15 protein-coding genes are annotated in these 15,103 nt (G+C 73.0%); 8 read left to right on the top strand and 7 right to left on the bottom strand.

Features of this window, described 5'->3' with window-relative positions:
* Nucleotides 1–37: 37 nt before the first annotated feature.
* Entirely contained in the window at nucleotides 38–1,030 is a 993-nt protein-coding gene (locus tag MUB56_RS05010) for a hypothetical protein (protein WP_244930808.1), read from the bottom strand.
* A gap of 143 nt (nucleotides 1,031–1,173) precedes the next feature.
* Nucleotides 1,174–1,929 carry a carbon-nitrogen hydrolase family protein gene (locus MUB56_RS05005; RefSeq protein ID WP_244930807.1) on the bottom strand — a complete coding sequence of 252 codons (756 nt, stop codon included), beginning with the start codon at nucleotides 1,927–1,929 and terminating at the stop codon, nucleotides 1,174–1,176.
* Between the two features lie 26 nt (nucleotides 1,930–1,955).
* On the opposite strand from MUB56_RS05005, the gene MUB56_RS05000 reads away from it, so the two are divergent.
* The 4 genes from MUB56_RS05000 to MUB56_RS04985 are packed head-to-tail and all read left to right on the top strand — an operon-like array spanning nucleotide 1,956 to nucleotide 4,500.
* The gene (locus tag MUB56_RS05000; RefSeq protein WP_244930806.1) at nucleotides 1,956–2,522 is read left to right on the top strand and encodes an NTP transferase domain-containing protein; all 567 of its coding nucleotides are present in this window, start codon (nucleotides 1,956–1,958) and stop codon (nucleotides 2,520–2,522) included.
* Between the two features lie 39 nt (nucleotides 2,523–2,561).
* Complete coding sequence (locus MUB56_RS04995) at nucleotides 2,562–2,891, top strand: DUF6457 domain-containing protein (RefSeq protein WP_244930805.1); 330 nt, start codon at nucleotides 2,562–2,564, stop codon at nucleotides 2,889–2,891.
* A gap of 27 nt (nucleotides 2,892–2,918) precedes the next feature.
* Complete coding sequence (locus MUB56_RS04990) at nucleotides 2,919–3,896, top strand: NAD(P)H-quinone oxidoreductase (protein WP_244930804.1); 978 nt, start codon at nucleotides 2,919–2,921, stop codon at nucleotides 3,894–3,896.
* 31 nt (nucleotides 3,897–3,927) lie between these two features.
* The gene (locus tag MUB56_RS04985; protein ID WP_244930803.1) at nucleotides 3,928–4,500 is read left to right on the top strand and encodes a bacterial proteasome activator family protein; all 573 of its coding nucleotides are present in this window, start codon (nucleotides 3,928–3,930) and stop codon (nucleotides 4,498–4,500) included.
* A gap of 295 nt (nucleotides 4,501–4,795) precedes the next feature.
* On the opposite strand, the gene MUB56_RS04980 is transcribed toward MUB56_RS04985, so the two are convergent.
* Genes MUB56_RS04980 through serS form a run of 5 tightly spaced genes read right to left on the bottom strand, consistent with a single transcriptional unit; the run spans nucleotide 4,796 to nucleotide 8,878 of the window.
* Nucleotides 4,796–5,446, bottom strand: coding sequence for a hypothetical protein (locus tag MUB56_RS04980; RefSeq protein WP_244930802.1), 651 nt, complete (start codon nucleotides 5,444–5,446; stop codon nucleotides 4,796–4,798).
* 17 nt (nucleotides 5,447–5,463) lie between these two features.
* Nucleotides 5,464–6,264 (bottom strand): HAD family hydrolase, encoded by an 801-nt coding sequence (locus tag MUB56_RS04975; protein ID WP_244930801.1) that lies wholly within the window; start codon nucleotides 6,262–6,264, stop codon nucleotides 5,464–5,466.
* 1 nt (nucleotide 6,265) lies between these two features.
* Nucleotides 6,266–6,757 carry a GNAT family N-acetyltransferase gene (locus tag MUB56_RS04970; RefSeq protein ID WP_244930800.1) on the bottom strand — a complete coding sequence of 164 codons (492 nt, stop codon included), beginning with the start codon at nucleotides 6,755–6,757 and terminating at the stop codon, nucleotides 6,266–6,268.
* Nucleotides 6,739–7,599, bottom strand: coding sequence for an HAD family hydrolase (locus MUB56_RS04965; RefSeq protein ID WP_244930799.1), 861 nt, complete (start codon nucleotides 7,597–7,599; stop codon nucleotides 6,739–6,741). Before MUB56_RS04965 ends, MUB56_RS04970 begins: the two co-directional genes overlap by 19 nt.
* On the bottom strand, nucleotides 7,592–8,878 hold the full coding sequence (gene serS, locus MUB56_RS04960; protein WP_244930798.1) for a serine--tRNA ligase: 1,287 nt from the start codon (nucleotides 8,876–8,878) through the stop codon (nucleotides 7,592–7,594). Before serS ends, MUB56_RS04965 begins: the two co-directional genes overlap by 8 nt.
* Nucleotides 8,879–8,946: 68 nt before the next feature.
* Here serS and MUB56_RS04955 point away from each other — a divergent pair, with 68 nt between their 5' ends.
* The 4 genes from MUB56_RS04955 to kdpC all read left to right on the top strand — a co-directional run bounded on the left by MUB56_RS04955 (nucleotide 8,947) and on the right by kdpC (nucleotide 15,102).
* Nucleotides 8,947–10,521 (top strand): diacylglycerol kinase family protein, encoded by a 1,575-nt coding sequence (locus MUB56_RS04955; protein ID WP_244930797.1) that lies wholly within the window; start codon nucleotides 8,947–8,949, stop codon nucleotides 10,519–10,521.
* Nucleotides 10,522–10,832: 311 nt separating this feature from the next.
* The gene (kdpA, locus tag MUB56_RS04950) at nucleotides 10,833–12,497 is read left to right on the top strand and encodes a potassium-transporting ATPase subunit KdpA (protein WP_244930796.1); all 1,665 of its coding nucleotides are present in this window, start codon (nucleotides 10,833–10,835) and stop codon (nucleotides 12,495–12,497) included.
* Complete coding sequence (gene kdpB, locus MUB56_RS04945) at nucleotides 12,494–14,491, top strand: potassium-transporting ATPase subunit KdpB (RefSeq protein WP_244930795.1); 1,998 nt, start codon at nucleotides 12,494–12,496, stop codon at nucleotides 14,489–14,491. Before kdpA ends, kdpB begins: the two co-directional genes overlap by 4 nt.
* A gap of 2 nt (nucleotides 14,492–14,493) precedes the next feature.
* A complete protein-coding gene (kdpC, locus tag MUB56_RS04940) occupies nucleotides 14,494–15,102 on the top strand; it encodes a potassium-transporting ATPase subunit KdpC (RefSeq protein WP_244930794.1) in 609 nt (202 codons plus the stop codon).
* Nucleotide 15,103 lies beyond the last annotated feature (1 nt).

Raw genomic sequence — 15,103 nt, 5'->3', positions numbered from 1 at the left:
CGTTACCCCGAGGTAGGGCAGAACCAGGGTCCCGGGCTCAGAGCAGCGCGCTGGTCCGCGACGGCTCCGGACGCGCGGCGGCCTCCTCCTCGGCCCGCCGCGCCCGGCTCCCGCGGGGGCCGGTGAGCATCAGGTCGACGCGGACGACGACGTACCCGATCACCAGGCCGACGACGAGGCCGTAGGTCACGGACAGCACGACCTCGGAGAGCGCGATCGCGGGGTTCATCAGCGAGTTGGCGACCGGGGCGGTCGCGGCGGCACCGAAGGCGCAGACCCACCAGCCCTGGCGACGCCGGGCGCGCATGTGGGTGCCCCAGACGAGCGCCGGGACGCCGAGCACGGTCTCGATGGGCCGCGGGAAGGCGCCGAGGTTCTCCCGGCTCCAGCGCACCCCGTCGAGCAGGTTGTCCACGAGCCCGGGGGTTCCGTAGCGGCGCAGCAGCTCGGCGTACGCGAGGGTGATCGCGAGGACGACGGCACCGATCAGCACCGTCGCGATGCCGCGGCGCCCGAGACCGTGGAAGCCCGCGCCGAGCCGGTAGACCACCCCGAAACAGCCGCCGAGCACGAGCACCAGGGTGACGTACTCGAACCGCAGCAGGTCGATGGTGGGCTCGAAGCCGGCCGTCGCGAGCGCGCCGATCGCCGCGATCCCGATGGCGACCACGCACTCACGGGCCGAGTCGAGGAAGCGCTTGGCCGGGATCGTCGCGACCACCCCCAGGACGCCGCTGATCACGCAGCTCATCACCGCCGCGCCGGTGCGCAGCGACTCCTCGTCGAGGACGAGTACGGCGACGCCACAGGCCACGGCGAGCGTGCCGAAGAGGATCGGCCGGCCTCCGGTGCGAGCCGCGAGCGCCCAGGTGAACGCGCCGGTGACCGTGACCGAGCCGACGCCGGCCAGCACGTCCGGGCCGACCGGCACCATCGCGGCGACCAGGCAGCCGACGCCGGCGAGGACCGCGACCGCCCACCCGAGGATCGGCACCCGGGACTCCCCGATCCGGGTCAGCCGCCCGCGCACGCCCGGCCCCGGCCCGGGCTGGGCCCCCGGTCCGGGGGCCGGCCCGCTGCGGGGCCGGGTGGGGGGCCTGCTCGCGGACCGGCGCGCCCGAGTCGGGCGCTCGGCGCGACGACGAGGGGCAGCGGAAGGCACGTCGTGGAAGATTACAGACGGCGGTTCGCGAGCGAGGGGTTGGTACGCCGGGCCGCCGCGAGCGTCTCCGCGTCCAGGTCGGCCGTCAGGATCTCCGGCCCGTCGCCGGCCTCCGCGAGCACGTCGCCGAGCGGGTCGACGACCAGCGAGTGACCGCTGTAGCGCGGGCCGGGCTGGCCCGCGGCGGCGACGTACACGGTGTTCTCGATCGCGCGGGCCCGGACCAGGGTGCGCCAGTGGTCGACCTTGCGCTCGCCGGCGACCCAGGCGGCGGGGAGGACCAGGACCTCGGCGCCGGCGTCGACCAGCGCCCGGGCCAGCTCGGGGAAGCGCAGGTCGTAGCAGGTCATCAGCCCGACCCCCATCCCGGCGATCTCGACCACGACGGGCGCGACCGGGCCGGCGCTGAGCCGGTCGGACTCGCGGTAGCCGAAGGAGTCGTAGAGGTGCACCTTGCGATAGGCCGCCGTGGCCGCACCCCGGACCACGAGCGTGTTGTAGGGCCGCTCGGGGTCCGAGCCGGCCTCGAACATGCCCGCGACCACCGTCGTCGCGTGCGCGGCGGCGGTCTCGGCGACCGCGGTCGCGAACGGGCCGTCGGCGGCCTCGGCGTACGGACTGACGTCGGAGCCGGCCTCGCCGAAGTCGCGGGCGAACGCCTCGGGGAAGACGACCAGGTCCGCACCGTCCGGCGTCAGCTCGCGCAGCCGGGCACGGTTGGTCTCCGGCTCGAGGCCGGCGGGCTCCTGGACCAGGGCGATGCGCACGGGACCAGCGTGGCACGCTGGCTGGCATGGAGGACCTCGGACCGTTCGGTTTCTGCGCGGTGGTGCTCGCCGGCGGCACAGCCGCGCGGCTCGACGGCGCCGACAAGGCCTCGATCGAGCTGGACGGCCGGACCCTGCTCACCCACGCGCTCGACGCCCTGGTGGACGCCGCCGAGGTCGTGGTCGTGGGCGAGCCGGTGCCGACGGAGCGGCCGGTGACCTTCTGCCGGGAGAGCCCGCGGTACGGCGGACCCGTGGCCGCGCTGCTCACCGGCGTCGACGCGCTGCTGCGGTCCCCGCGGACCGTCGGCGTGCTCGCCGTGGACATGCCGCGCGTGACGGCGCTGACCTTCCGCCGGCTGCACGAGGCGGCCGTCGGCCGGGACGGGGCGGCCCTGGTCGGGCCGGACGGACGGCGCCAGCTGGCTCTCGTCCTGGACGCCGACCGGCTGGCCGACGTACGACCCGACCTCGAGGGGCAGCACGGCATGGCGGTACGCCGGCTGCTCCAGTCGCTCGACCTCGCCGATGTCGCCGCCACCGGGGACGAGCACCGCGACGTCGACACCTGGCTCGACCTGCGCGACCTCTGAGGACTTGCGGCCCGACCCTCGTCGCGCGAATCTGGGGTCGTGAACCTCCACGACTGGATCGACGAGCTGAGCGACGTCCTCGACCTCGACCCGGAGGTCGAGATCGACGAGGGTCTCGTCCTCGATCTCGCCCGGGTGGTCGCCCATGCCGTCGAGCGCCCGGCGGCACCGGTCACGGCGTACCTCCTCGGCCTGGCGGCCGGAGCCCAGGGCGCCAAGCCCGCGCTCGTCGAGAAGCTGGCGGCCCGGGCGCAGGCCCTCGCCGAGGGCTGGGAGCGGCCGGCCGGGGCGCCGGACCCGGACGACGTGACCGACGAGGTTCCCGACGACACCGGCGTCGACCATTCCGGGGAGCGCTTCGAGGGCTAGCCCCTCGGCCTCCGTAGGCTGAGGCGCATGCGTGCAGTCGTTGCGAACCAGACCGGCGGTCCCGAGGTCCTGTCGGTCGCCGAGGTGCCCGATGTCGAGGCCGGTCCCGGCGAGGTGGTCATCGCGGTCGTGGCCGCGGGCCTGAACCGCGCCGACCTGCTGCAGCGGCAGGGCTTCTACCCGCCGCCGCCGGGCGCCTCTGACGTGATCGGCATGGAGTGCAGCGGCACGATCGCCGCCGTCGGCGAGGGCGTCGACGACTGGCAGGTCGGCGACGAGGTGTGCGCGCTGCTCGCCGGGGGCGGCTACGCCGCGCTGGTCGCCGTACCCGCCGGCCAGGTGATGCCAGTGCCGGACGGCGTCGACCTGGTGACCGCGGCGGCGCTGCCCGAGGTCGCGGCGACCGTCTGGTCCAACGTCTTCATGGTCGCGGGGCTGCAGCCCCAGGAGCGGCTGCTGGTGCACGGCGGCGCCGGCGGCATCGGCACCTTCGCGATCCAGCTCGCGCACCGGCTGGGCGCGTTCGTGCTGACGACCGGGGGCACGCCCGAGAAGCTCGAGGTGTGTACGGCGCTGGGGGCCGACGTCACGATCAACTACCGCGACGAGGACTTCGTCGAGGTCGTCAAGGAGCGCACCGACGGGCACGGGGCCGACGTGATCCTCGACAACATGGGCGCCAAGTACCTCGGTCGCAACGTCGCCACGCTCGCCACCGAGGGCCGGCTCGTCATCATCGGCATGCAGGGCGGCACCAAGGCCGAGCTCGACATCAACGCGCTGCTGCGCAAGCGCGGCGCCGTCGTCGCGACCACCCTGCGCTCGCGACCGAGCGAGGAGAAGTCCGCCATCTGCGCCTCGGTCGTCGAGCACGTGTGGCCGCTGGTCGCCGAGGGGCTCGTGCAGCCGATCGTGCACGGCACCCTGCCGCTGGAGCAGGTCGCCGAGGCGCACGCCCTGATGGAGTCGGGCGAGCACACCGGCAAGATCCTGCTCACCCTCTGACGCTCCACCGAGGCTGGGTAGGGTCGAGAGCATGAGTGAGCAGCAGGAGCAGGTCGTCGTGATCGGTCCCGACGGTCAGCCGGTGGGCGCCGTACCCGCGTCCGCGCTGGCGCCGACCGACGAGCGTCGCGCCGGCGAGCGCGCCGTCACCGACCTGGTCGAGCAGCCGGCCAAGGTGATGCGGATCGGCAGCATGATCCGCCAGCTGCTCGAGGAGGTGAAGGCCGCGCCGCTCGACGAGGCCAGCCGCAACCGCCTCAAGGAGATCCACCAGGCCTCCATCCACGAGCTGGAGGAGGGCCTCGCGCCCGAGCTGGTCGAGGAGCTCAACCGACTCGCGCTGCCCTTCAGCGAGGAGACCACGCCCTCGGAGGGCGAGCTGCGGATCGCCCAGGCCCAGCTGGTCGGCTGGCTCGAAGGGCTCTTCCACGGCATCCAGACCGCGATCTACGCCCAGCAGATGGCCGCCCAGGCCCAGTTCGAGCAGATCCGCAAGGCCCTGCCCCAGGGCATGATGACCCCCCAGCCGGGCGCGCCCGGCCAGCCGGCTCCCGCCGAGGACCAGTCCCACCGGCCCGGTGACCCCGGGGGCATGTACCTCTAGCGCGGACCGTCGGCGCCCGCTGGTCCGGCGCTTGCCGGCTGTCTCAGGCGCCTCTGGCGTCTCTGGCGTTGTCGAGGAACTCGCGCTGGTGTCGAGATGTTTCACGACACAGGCGTGAGTTTCTCCGCCCAGGCGGAGAAACTCACCGCTCCCGGCCTGGTCGCCCGGCCACGAGGCCCCAAGCGCCCCGGGCATCACAGCGACGTCGAGAAACTCGCGCCTGTGTCGAGATGCTTCACGACACAGGCGTGAGTTCCTCCGCCCAGGCGGAGAAACTCACCGCGCCCCAGGCCCGTCAGCCCCGCCGCGCCCACCGACGTACGACGACCAGCCCGAGCAGCCCGACGAGCACCATCGCGGCACCGGGGGCGGCGGCGCGGGTGAAGGTCATCGGGTCCTCGACGCCGGGGACCGGCTCGATGCTCGCCGTCTCGGCGGGCACGTCGGCCTGCGGCGGCTCGCCGGCGCCGAACAGGCTCTCCAGCTCGACGGTCAGCTTGGGGCGGGCAGGCTGGGTGCCGCCGCAGCCGGCGGCGGCGAGGGTCTCCTCGGCGGCCTCGACGAAGAAGGCGTAGCGCACCCCGTCGGTGAGCCGGCCGAGGTCGCAGTCGGCGCCTCGGAGCGTCTGCACCTGGACGGTCTGCTCGCGCAGGTCGCCCTTGTAGATCAGGTCGACGGTCACGTCGTGGGTGTAGATCGCCCCGCGGACGCCGTCGACGCGCCGCTCGGCCGTGGAGGCGGTGACCGTGCCGGTGAAGACGTGGTTGGCGGTGCGGGCCAGCCGTTCGGTGTCGGAGCGGATGTCGGCGGTGGTGCAGCTGCAGGCGGCCGAGGCGGACGACGGCACCACCCAGACCAGCGCGCTCGACAGCAGCGCCACCACCAGCAGGCGACCCAGGAGGGGGCCCACGGGACGGCGCAACAGCGTCAGCGGCGGGAACGACACGCGCTCATGCAACCAGGTCACAGCCCGAAGACACCAGCCAGGACCCGGGCCACGCCGTCCTCGTCATGGCCGGGCGCCACCCGGTCGGCCACCTCGGTGACCGTGTGGTGCGCGTCGGCCATGGCGTACGACGTGCCCGCCCAGGTGAGCATCGGGAGGTCGTTCGGCATGTCCCCGAACGCCACCACGTCGCGCGCCTCGACGCCCAGACGCGCGCACAGCAGCGCGAGCGTGGAGGCCTTGGTGACGCCGGGCGCGCTGATCTCCAGCAGCGACGACGTCGAGGACCAGGTGATCACCAGCCGGCCCTCGGTCGCGACCTCCGCGAGGTCCCAGAACTCCTGCGGCGCGAGGTCCTCGTGCCGGGCCAACAGCTTCAGCGCCGGCCCGTCGAACAGCTCCTCGATCGGCGCGCGACGGGTGCCGTCCGGCATCGGGTAGCGCTCCAGGTAACCCGGCTCGAGGCCGATCCCCCGCAGGCTCTCGACGGCGTACGACGTCCCGGGGACCGCCTCGCGCAGCGCCCGGCAGACCGCCAGGCCGAGCTCCGGCTCGATCGGCCGCTCCAGGTCGACCCGCTCCCCGGCGACGTCCCAGACCAGCGCGCCGTTGGAGACGATCGCCAGGCCGTGGCTGCCGACGTGCTCGAAGACCTCGGCGGCCCAGCGCAGCGGCCGGCCGGTCACGAAGACCACCGGGACGTCGCGGCGGTCGAGCGCGAGGAGCACCTCGCGGGTGTAGGCGGACACGGTGCCGTCGGAGCGGACCAGGGTGCCGTCCAGGTCGGTGGCGACCAGGCGGGGCCTCGCGGCTCGCACCTCAGGCACCGTCTCGCACCGGGCGGGCCATCACGAGCTGGCCCTCCTCGTCGGCCCCGCGCAGCTCGGTGAACCGGCACGTCGCGAGCACCCGGATGCTGGCGGTGTTGTCGGGGCGCACGCTGGCCCGGACCCGGACCCCTGCGGCGTCGGTGCCGGCGAGCAGGCCGAGCAGCGCCTCGGTCGCGAAGCCCCAGCCGCGGGCCTCGGCGACCAGGCCGTAGCCGACCTCGGCCTCCTCGACCCCGTCGGCAGCCTCCTCCGCCGGGCCGAAGAACCCGATCGAGCCGAGCACGGTGCTGCCGCGGACGATGCTGCGCGGGCCCCACGGGTCGCCGTCGCGCCACAGCGTCACCGCGTCGAGGTCGTCTCGGCGCGGGAAGTCGGCGTGCCACCCGGGACGTCGTACGCCGGCCCGCAGCGCGGCGACGTCGTCGGCGGTCCACAGCGGCAGTCGCAGCCGCTCGGTGACGACTACGGCTGGGAGAACCATCGGTTGATCTCGGTCGCGGCGCCGTCGTCGTACACGCTCCCGGTGACGTCGTCGGCGACGTCGATGACGACCTGGATGGCCTGGCCCATGGCCACCCCGCGGCGCGCCCACTGGAGCATCTCGATGTCGTTGCGGCCGTCGCCGATGGCCAGTACGTCGTCGGCGCTCAGCCCGAGCTCCCGGCAGACGTGCTCGAGCCCCGACGCCTTGGAGACCCCGACCGGCGCGAGGTCGAGCCACGCGGTCCAGCCGACGACGTAGTTGGTGCCGTGCAGGCCGAGATCCTCGGCGAGCGCGACGAACTCGTCGACGGTGGACTCGGGGTCGCGGATGATCACGCGGCTGACCGGTCCGGCGACCAGGTCCTCGACGTCGGTGACGATCATGTCGCCCGAGAGCTCGCCGTCGGGGAAGTGCGAGCTGACGCGGTAGCCGACCCCGCGCTCCTCGACCGCGACCAGGGCGCTCGGGTGCCGCTCGAGGATCGCCTTGACCGCCGGGCCGGCGTCGAAGGTCTCCTCGTGGACCACCTCGAACGGCGGGTAGCGCAGCACCACGGCGCCGTTGGACGCCACGATCCAGAGCCGGTCGCGCTCCTCCCCGTGCAGGTCGAGCAGGTCGGCGATGCCGGTCATCCCGTGCGGGGACCGGCCGCTGGCCAGGACCACGTGGGCGCCGGCACCGAGCGCGCGGTGCACGGCGTCGTACACCGCCGGGGAGATCTCCTCGTGGGTCGCGCCGGCTCCCTCGATCCACTTCAGCAGGGTGCCGTCGATGTCGAGCGCAACCAGCCGGGGGGTCCAGGCCGGGTCGAGGGACGGTTGCTGCACGGCCTCAGCCACCGAGACCTCCCACCGGCTTCAGCACCTCGAGGCCGCCCAGGTGCGGCCGCAGCGCCTCGGGCACGCGGACCGAGCCGTCGGCCTGCTGGTGGGTCTCCAGGATCGCCACGATAGTGCGGGTCATCGCGCACAGCGTGCCGTTGAGCGTCGAGATCGGCTTGGTGGTGCCGTCGAAGCGGGCCCGGGTGTCCAGGCGGCGGGTCTGGAACTCGGTGCAGTTCGAGGTCGAGGTGAGCTCGCGGTACTTGCCCTGAGTGGGGATCCACGCCTCGCAGTCGAACTTGCGGATCGCGGACAGGCCGAGGTCGCCGGCCGCCACGTCGATCACCCGGTAGGCCAGCTCCAGCTTGTCGAGGAACTCCTTCTCCCAGCCCAGCAGCCGCTGGTGCTCGGCGTACGAGTCCTCGGTGGTCGTGTAGACGAACATCTCGACCTTGTCGAACCAGTGCACCCGGATGATGCCCTTGGTGTCCTTGCCGTGCGAGCCCGCCTCCTTGCGGAAGCACGGGCTGAACGCGGCGTAGCGCAGCGGCAGCGAGGCGCCGTCGAGGATCTCGTCGGAGTGGTACGCCGCCATCGGCACCTCGGCCGTGCCGACCAGGTAGAGGTCGTCGCCCTCGATCTTGTAGACGTCGTCGGCGGCCTGGCCGAGGAAGCCGGTGCCGTCCATGGCCCGCGGGCGCACCAGGGCTGGCGCGATCACCTGGGTGAAGCCGGCGTTGCGGGCCAGCTCCATCGCCAGGTTGATGAGCGCGAACTCCAGCTGGGCGCCGACGCCGGTGAGGAAGTAGAAGCGGCTGCCCGAGACCTTGGCGCCCCGCTCGATGTCGATCGCGCCCAGGATCTTGCCGAGCTCGATGTGGTCGCGCGGCTCGAAGCCGTCGGCGGCGAAGTCGCGGGGCGTGCCCACCGTCTCGAGGACCACGAAGTCGTCCTCGCCGCCGGTCGGGGTCTCGTCGGAGGCGAGGTTCGGCATCGAGAGCAGCGCGTCGTTCCACGCCTCGTCGGCGGCGGCCTGGGCGGCCTCGGCGGCCTTGACCTCGGCGGCGAGGGTCTTGGTCTGGGCGAGCAGGGCCTGCTTCTCCTCGCCCTGGGCCTGCGGGATCAGCTTCCCGAGCTGCTTCTGCTCGGCCCGCTTGGCCTCGTAGTCGCCGATCGCGCGGCGGCGCGCGGTGTCGGCGGACAGGGCGCGGTCGACTACCTCGTCGGACAGTCCGCGCTTGGCCTGGGCGGCGCGCACGCGGTCGGGGTCTTCTCGGAGGATGCGGGGGTCGATCATGTCGCCAGGCTATCGGGGTGGCCTCCCGCGCTTCACGCGAGTAACGGTCCCTTGGTCATACTTGCCCGGTGCTGGATCGTCCCCGAGTCGTGCTCCTGAGCTGGGCCGTCCTGTGCTACCTCGCCTTCGCGGGGATCGCCCTGGCCGTCAGCCAGGACTGGGGACCGCTCGTCCGGGTCGACGACCGCGGCGACCCGGCCTCCGCCTGGGCGACCGACGAGGGCTGGCTGCGGCACCTGCTGCGCGGGGTCGAGCTGGCCTTCGGCGACCTCGGCATGCTCCTGATCGCGGCCGTCATCACCCTCGCGATGGTGCTGAAGGGCCACCGGCGGGCGGCGGCGTACGCCCTCGGTGTGCTCGTGGTGACCCGCGTCGTCACGCACCTGGTCAAGGTCGGGTTCGGCCGGGACCGGCCCGAGTGGCAGGACCCGACGCACCTGCTGACCAGCCGGTCCTTCCCCTCCGGCCACGCCTCCATGACCGCCGCGCTGGCCGGGGTGCTGTGCGTGCTGGTGCTGATGCTGGTACGCCGCTCGAGCGTGCGCCGGGTCGTGTACGTCGCCGGCGTGCTGGCCACGGCCCTGGCCTGTCTCGACCGGGTCCTGCTCGGGCGGCACTACCCCTCCGACGTCGTCGGCGGGGTGCTGCTCGGGGCCGGCACCGTACTCCTGGGCCTGGCGGTCTACAGCCCGCTGCCGAGGAGCATCGCGATGAGCATCGAGCCGCTCCCCGAGGTGTTCAGCTCCACCCGCCAGCTGGCGGTCATCCTCAACCCGATCAAGGTCGAGGACGTCGGCGCCTTCCAGTCCGTCGTGTCCACGATGGCGGCCGAGGCCGGCTGGAACGAGCCGACCTGGCACCTCACCACCATCGAGGACCCCGGCACGGGGATGGCCGAGGCGGCCGCGGTCGCCGGCGCCGACCTGGTGCTGGTCTGCGGCGGCGACGGCACGGTGCGCGAGGTGTGCTCCGAGCTCGCCGGCACCGGCATCCCGGTGGGCATCATCCCCGCCGGCACCGGCAACCTGCTCGCCCGCAACCTCGACATCCCGCTCTACCTGCGCTCGGCCATCGACATCGGCCTGCACGGCCAGGACCGGGCCATCGATCTGGTCAAGGTCAGCGGCGACGGCTTCGAGACCACGCACTTCATGGTGATGGCCGGCATGGGCTTCGACGCCGCGATCATGGAGGGCGTCAACGAGGACCTGAAGAAGCGGGTCGGCTGGATGGCCTACGTCCTCTCGGGTCTCAAGGCGTTGATGTTCCCCGCCGTCCGGGTCGAGGTCTCGGTCGACGGCGCGCCGTTCACCAAGCACCGGGCCCGCACCGTGGTGGTCGGCAACGTCGGCTCGCTGCAGGCCGGCATGCCGCTGCTGCCCGACGCCGCGATCGACGACGGCCAGCTCGACGTGGTGCTGCTGCACCCCCAGCGGTTCCTCTCCTGGGTGCCGCTCGCCTTCCGGGTGCTCGCGAAGCGCTCGCGCACCGACGACACCATCAACCGGATGACCGGCGCGACGGTGCACGTCCGGGCCGCGTCCGACACGCCCCGCCAGCTCGACGGCGACTCGATCGGACTCGGCCGCGAGCTGCGGATGGAGTGCATCCACGGCCGGCTGCTGGTGCGGGTGCCCCGCTGATCGTCGAGTGCCACCAGATGGCCCCTCTCGACCCGGGATCAGGGGCCAATCCATGTCACTCGACGCAGGTCAGGGGACGGGCTGCTCGCGGGTGTCGGCAGGCGGGGCCAGCACCGGACGGGTGACCGGTGCGGCGGCCGCGCCCGTCCGGATCCCGTCAAGAGGCCCGGCCAGGCCGTCAAGGAACCGTCAAGGGGCACGGCGAGGGGCTCCGACCGGGCCTACGAATGGGGCGTGACCGATCTTCTCTACCTCGCCCTGACGCTGCTCGCCTTCGTCGCGATGGCGCTCCTGACCCGGGCCCTCGACCGGTGAGCGACCTGGCCCCCGCCCTCGGCCAGATCGCGGTGCTCGTCGCCGCGCTGGCGCTCGCCGTCCCCTTCCTCGGGCGCTACCTCGCCCACGTCTACACGTCGCCGAAGCACCTGCGCCTCGAGCGGGCGACGTACCGCGTCCTACGCGTCGACCCGGACGCCGACCAGCACTGGCGCAGCTACGCGATGTCGGTGCTCGGCTTCTCGCTCGTCGGCGTGCTCGCGCTGTACGCCTTCGGCCGGCTCCAGCAGCACCTGCCGCTGAGCCTCGGCTTCGGCCCGCTGCCTGCGGACGGCGCCTGGAACACGGCCGTCAGCTTCGTGACCAACACCAACTGGCAGTGGTACTCCGGGGAGGCCGCGCTCGGCCACCTGATGCAGATGTCCGGGCTGACGGTGCAGAACTTCGTCTCCGCCGGCGTCGGCATGGCCGTCGCCGCGGCGTTCGCGCGCGCCCTGGCCCGCCACGGCGGGGAGGGTCGGATCGGCAGCTTCTTCACCGACCTGGTGCGCACCGTCCTCCGGGTGCTGCTCCCGATCTCGCTGTTCGCCGCGCTCGTGCTGGTCCTCCTCGGCGTCGTGCAGAACCTCGCCGGCAACGCCGACGTGACGACCCTCGACGGGTCCACCCAGGTGCTCACCGGCGGCCCGGTGGCCAGCCAGGAGGCGATCAAGCAGCTCGGCACCAACGGCGGCGGCTTCTACAACGTCAACGCCGCCCACCCGTTCGAGAACCCGACCCCGTTCACCAACCTCTTCGAGATCTTCCTGATGCTCCTCGTCCCGTTCGCGATGGCCTGGGCCTTCGGCCTGATCGTCAAGGACCGCCGCCAGGGCATCGCCGTCGTCTCGGTCATGGGCGTCCTGCTCTCGGCCGGCATCGGCCTGCTCACCTGGGCCGAGCTGGCCGGCCCGGGCACCGCGCCGCAGCTGGCCGGCGCCGCCATGGAGGGAAAGGAGACCCGCTTCGGCGAGGCCGCGTCCGCGCTGTTCGGCGCCGCCACGACCGGTACGTCGACCGGCGCGGTGAACTCCATGCACGACTCCTTCACCGCCCCTGGCGGCGGCGTCGCGATGTTCAACATGATGCTCGGCGAGATCGCGCCCGGCGGCGTCGGGAGCGGGCTCTACGGCATGCTGATGCTCGCCGTCGTCACGGTCTTCCTGTGCGGCCTGATGGTCGGCCGGACGCCGGAGTACCTCGGCAAGAAGATCGGCCAGCGCGAGATCGTCCTGGTCTCGGCCTACGTCCTCACCACGCCGATCCTGGTGCTGGCCGGCATCGCGGTCGCGATCACCGCCTCGGACGGACTGGCCGGGCTCCAGGAAACGGGGCCGCACGGCCTGTCCGAGGCGTTGTACGCCGTGACCTCCGCCGCGAACAACAACGGCAGCTCGTTCGGCGGCCTGACCTCCGGCACGCCGTTCTGGAACACCCTGCTCGGTCTGCTGATGCTCTTCGGGCGGTTCCTGCCGATGCTGTTCGTGCTCGCCCTGGCGGGGCGGTTCGCGAGCCAACGCCCGCTGCCGCCGAGCGCCGGCACCCTGCCCACCCACCGGCCGCTGTTCGTGGCCCTCCTCACCGGCGTCGCCCTGGTCGTGGTCGGCCTGACCTACGTCCCGGTGCTCGCCCTCGGTCCGATCGTGGAGTCCCTGTCATGAGTGCCCTGAACCTCGACCTCGCCGGTGCCCTCCCCGGGGCCCTGCGCAAGCTCGACCCGCGCGAGCTGGTCGCCACCCCCGTGATGCTCGTCGTCGAGATCGGCGCCGTGCTCACCACCGTCCTGTCCGTCCTCGACCCCAGCGTGATGGGCTGGCTGGTGACGGTGTGGCTGTGGCTGACGGTGCTCTTCGGCACCCTCGCCGAGTCCGTCGCCGAGGGTCGGGGCAAGGCCCAGGCGGCCAGCCTCCGGGCCCTCCAGGAGGAGACGACGGCGCACCGCCGTCGTACCGACGGCTCGCTCGAGGAGGTGGCGTCCACCGCGCTGCGGGCCGGCGACCTGGTGGTCGTCGAGGCCGGCGAGCGGATCCCCGGCGACGGCGACGTCGTCGAGGGGGTCGCCTCGGTCGACGAGTCGGCCGTGACCGGCGAGTCCGCACCGGTGATCCGGGAGTCCGGCGGCGACCGGAGCGCGGTCACCGGCGGCACGGTGGTCCTCTCGGACCGGATCGTCGTCCGGATCACCTCCGAGCCGGGCCGGTCCTTCGTGGACCGGATGATCGCCCTGGTCGAGGGCTCCGAGCGGCAGCGCACCCCCAACGAGATCGCCCTCAACGTGCTGCTCTCGTCGCTGACCGTCGTCTTCCTGACCGTCGTCACCTCGCTCTACTTCGTGGCCGACTACAGCTCGGCCGGGCAGTCGGTGCTGGTCCTGACCGCGCTGCTGGTCTGCCTGATCCCGACCACCATCGGGGCCCTGCTCTCCGCGATCGGCATCGCCGGCATGGACCGGCTGGTACGCCGCAACGTGCTGGCCATGTCGGGCCGGGCCGTGGAGGCGGCCGGCGACGTCGACGTACTCCTCCTCGACAAGACCGGCACCATCACCTACGGCAACCGGCAGGCCAGCGAGCTCCTTGCCGTCACCGGCGTGGCCCGCGAGGACCTCCTCGACGCGGCGCTGCTCGCCTCGCTGGCCGACGAGACGCCCGAGGGGCGCAGCATCGTCGCCCTGATCGGGGAGGGCCGGCCGGTGCCGGCCGGGGCCCGCCTGGTGGAGTTCAGCGCCACGACCCGGATGAGCGGGCTGGACGCGGACGGGCGCCGGGTCCGCAAGGGCGCCGCGTCGGCCGCGGTGCAGTGGGTGCGCGACTCGGGCGGCGAGCCGTCCGGCGAGATCGACGACCTCGTCAACCGGGTCAGCGCCACCGGCGGGACCCCGCTGGTGGTCGCGGAGCAGCACGGCGAGGCCCCGGCCCGGCTCCTCGGCGTCATCCACCTCAAGGACGTCGTCAAGGAGGGCATCCGGGAGCGCTTCGACGAGCTGCGCGCCATGGGCATCCGCACCGTGATGATCACCGGCGACAACGCGGTGACCGCCCGGGTGATCGCGGCCGAGGCCGGCGTCGACGACTTCCTCGCGGAGGCCACGCCGGAGGACAAGATGGCGCTGATCCGCAAGGAGCAGCAGGGCGGCCGGATGGTCGCCATGTGCGGCGACGGCACCAACGACGCCCCCGCCCTGGCCCAGGCCGACGTCGGGGTCGCGATGAACACCGGCACGACCGCGGCCAAGGAGGCCGGCAACATGGTCGACCTCGACAGCGACCCGACGAAGCTCATCGACGTCGTCGAGATCGGCAAGCAGCTGCTCATCACGCGCGGCGCGCTCACGACGTTCTCCGTGGCCAACGACGTCGCGAAGTACTTCGCGATCCTGCCCGCGATGTTCGTCGTCGCGTTCCCGGACCTCGACGTCCTCAACGTCATGCGGCTCTCCTCGCCGGAGTCCGCGATCGTCTCCGCGGTCATCTTCAACGCGCTCATCATCATCGCGCTGATCCCGCTGGCGCTGCGGGGCGTGAAGTACCGACCCGCCGCGGCCTCCGACCTGCTTCGCCGCAACCTCCTGCTCTACGGCGTCGGCGGCCTGGTGGCCCCGTTCGTCGGCATCAAGCTCCTCGACCTCGTCGTCTCCCTCATCCCAGGACTGTGATCATGAAGGACCTCCACGCACTGTTCCGCCAGAGCCTGGCCGGGCTCCGGCTGCTGCTCGCCGCGACCCTGCTCCTCGGCGTCGCCTACCCCCTGCTGGTCACCGGCGTCGCCGCCGTCGCCGCGCCCTGGCAGTCCCGCGGGTCGCTCGTCACCGCCGACGGGTCGCACACCACCGACCCCGACGAGGCGGTCGGCTCGGCGCTGCTCGGCCAGGCCGTGACCGACGAGTCGCTGTTCTCGCCCCGCCCCTCCGCCGCGGGCGACGGCTACGACACGCTCTCGACGTACGGCTCCAACCTCGGACCGGAGAGCCCCGACCTGATCGCCTCGATCGAGGAGCTCCGGGCCGCCGTCGCCGAGCGCGAGGGGGTGGACGTCTCTGCGGTCCCCGCGGACGCGGTCACGGCCTCCGGCTCCGGCCTCGACCCCCACATCTCGGCGGCGTACGCCGACCTGCAGGTGCCCCGGGTCGCCGCGGCCAACGGGCTCTCGGAGGATGCCGTGCGCGCGCTGGTCGAGGAGCACACCTCGGGCCGGACGCTCGGCGTGCTGGGCGAGCCGCGAGTGAACGTGCTGCAGCTGAACCTCGCGGTGCTGGCAGGATCGTGAC

Source organism: Nocardioides sp. W7, from assembly GCF_022919075.1.
Lineage (GTDB): Bacteria > Actinomycetota > Actinomycetes > Propionibacteriales > Nocardioidaceae > Nocardioides.
This window is presented reverse-complemented; position numbering and strand designations above follow the sequence as displayed.

Bases quoted from the DNA above. Each gene is read 5' to 3' on its own strand.
- MUB56_RS05000 (WP_244930806.1), top strand. From the start codon at position 1,956: ATGGAGGACCTCGGACCGTTCGGTTTCTGCGCGGTGGTGCTCGCCGGC.
- MUB56_RS04990 (WP_244930804.1), top strand. From the start codon at position 2,919: ATGCGTGCAGTCGTTGCGAACCAGACCGGCGGTCCCGAGGTCCTGTCG.
- MUB56_RS04985 (WP_244930803.1), top strand. From the start codon at position 3,928: ATGAGTGAGCAGCAGGAGCAGGTCGTCGTGATCGGTCCCGACGGTCAG.
- MUB56_RS04970 (WP_244930800.1), bottom strand. From the start codon at position 6,757: ATGGTTCTCCCAGCCGTAGTCGTCACCGAGCGGCTGCGACTGCCGCTG.
- serS (WP_244930798.1), bottom strand. From the start codon at position 8,878: ATGATCGACCCCCGCATCCTCCGAGAAGACCCCGACCGCGTGCGCGCC.
- kdpB (WP_244930795.1), top strand. From the start codon at position 12,494: ATGAGTGCCCTGAACCTCGACCTCGCCGGTGCCCTCCCCGGGGCCCTG.
- kdpC (WP_244930794.1), top strand. From the start codon at position 14,494: ATGAAGGACCTCCACGCACTGTTCCGCCAGAGCCTGGCCGGGCTCCGG.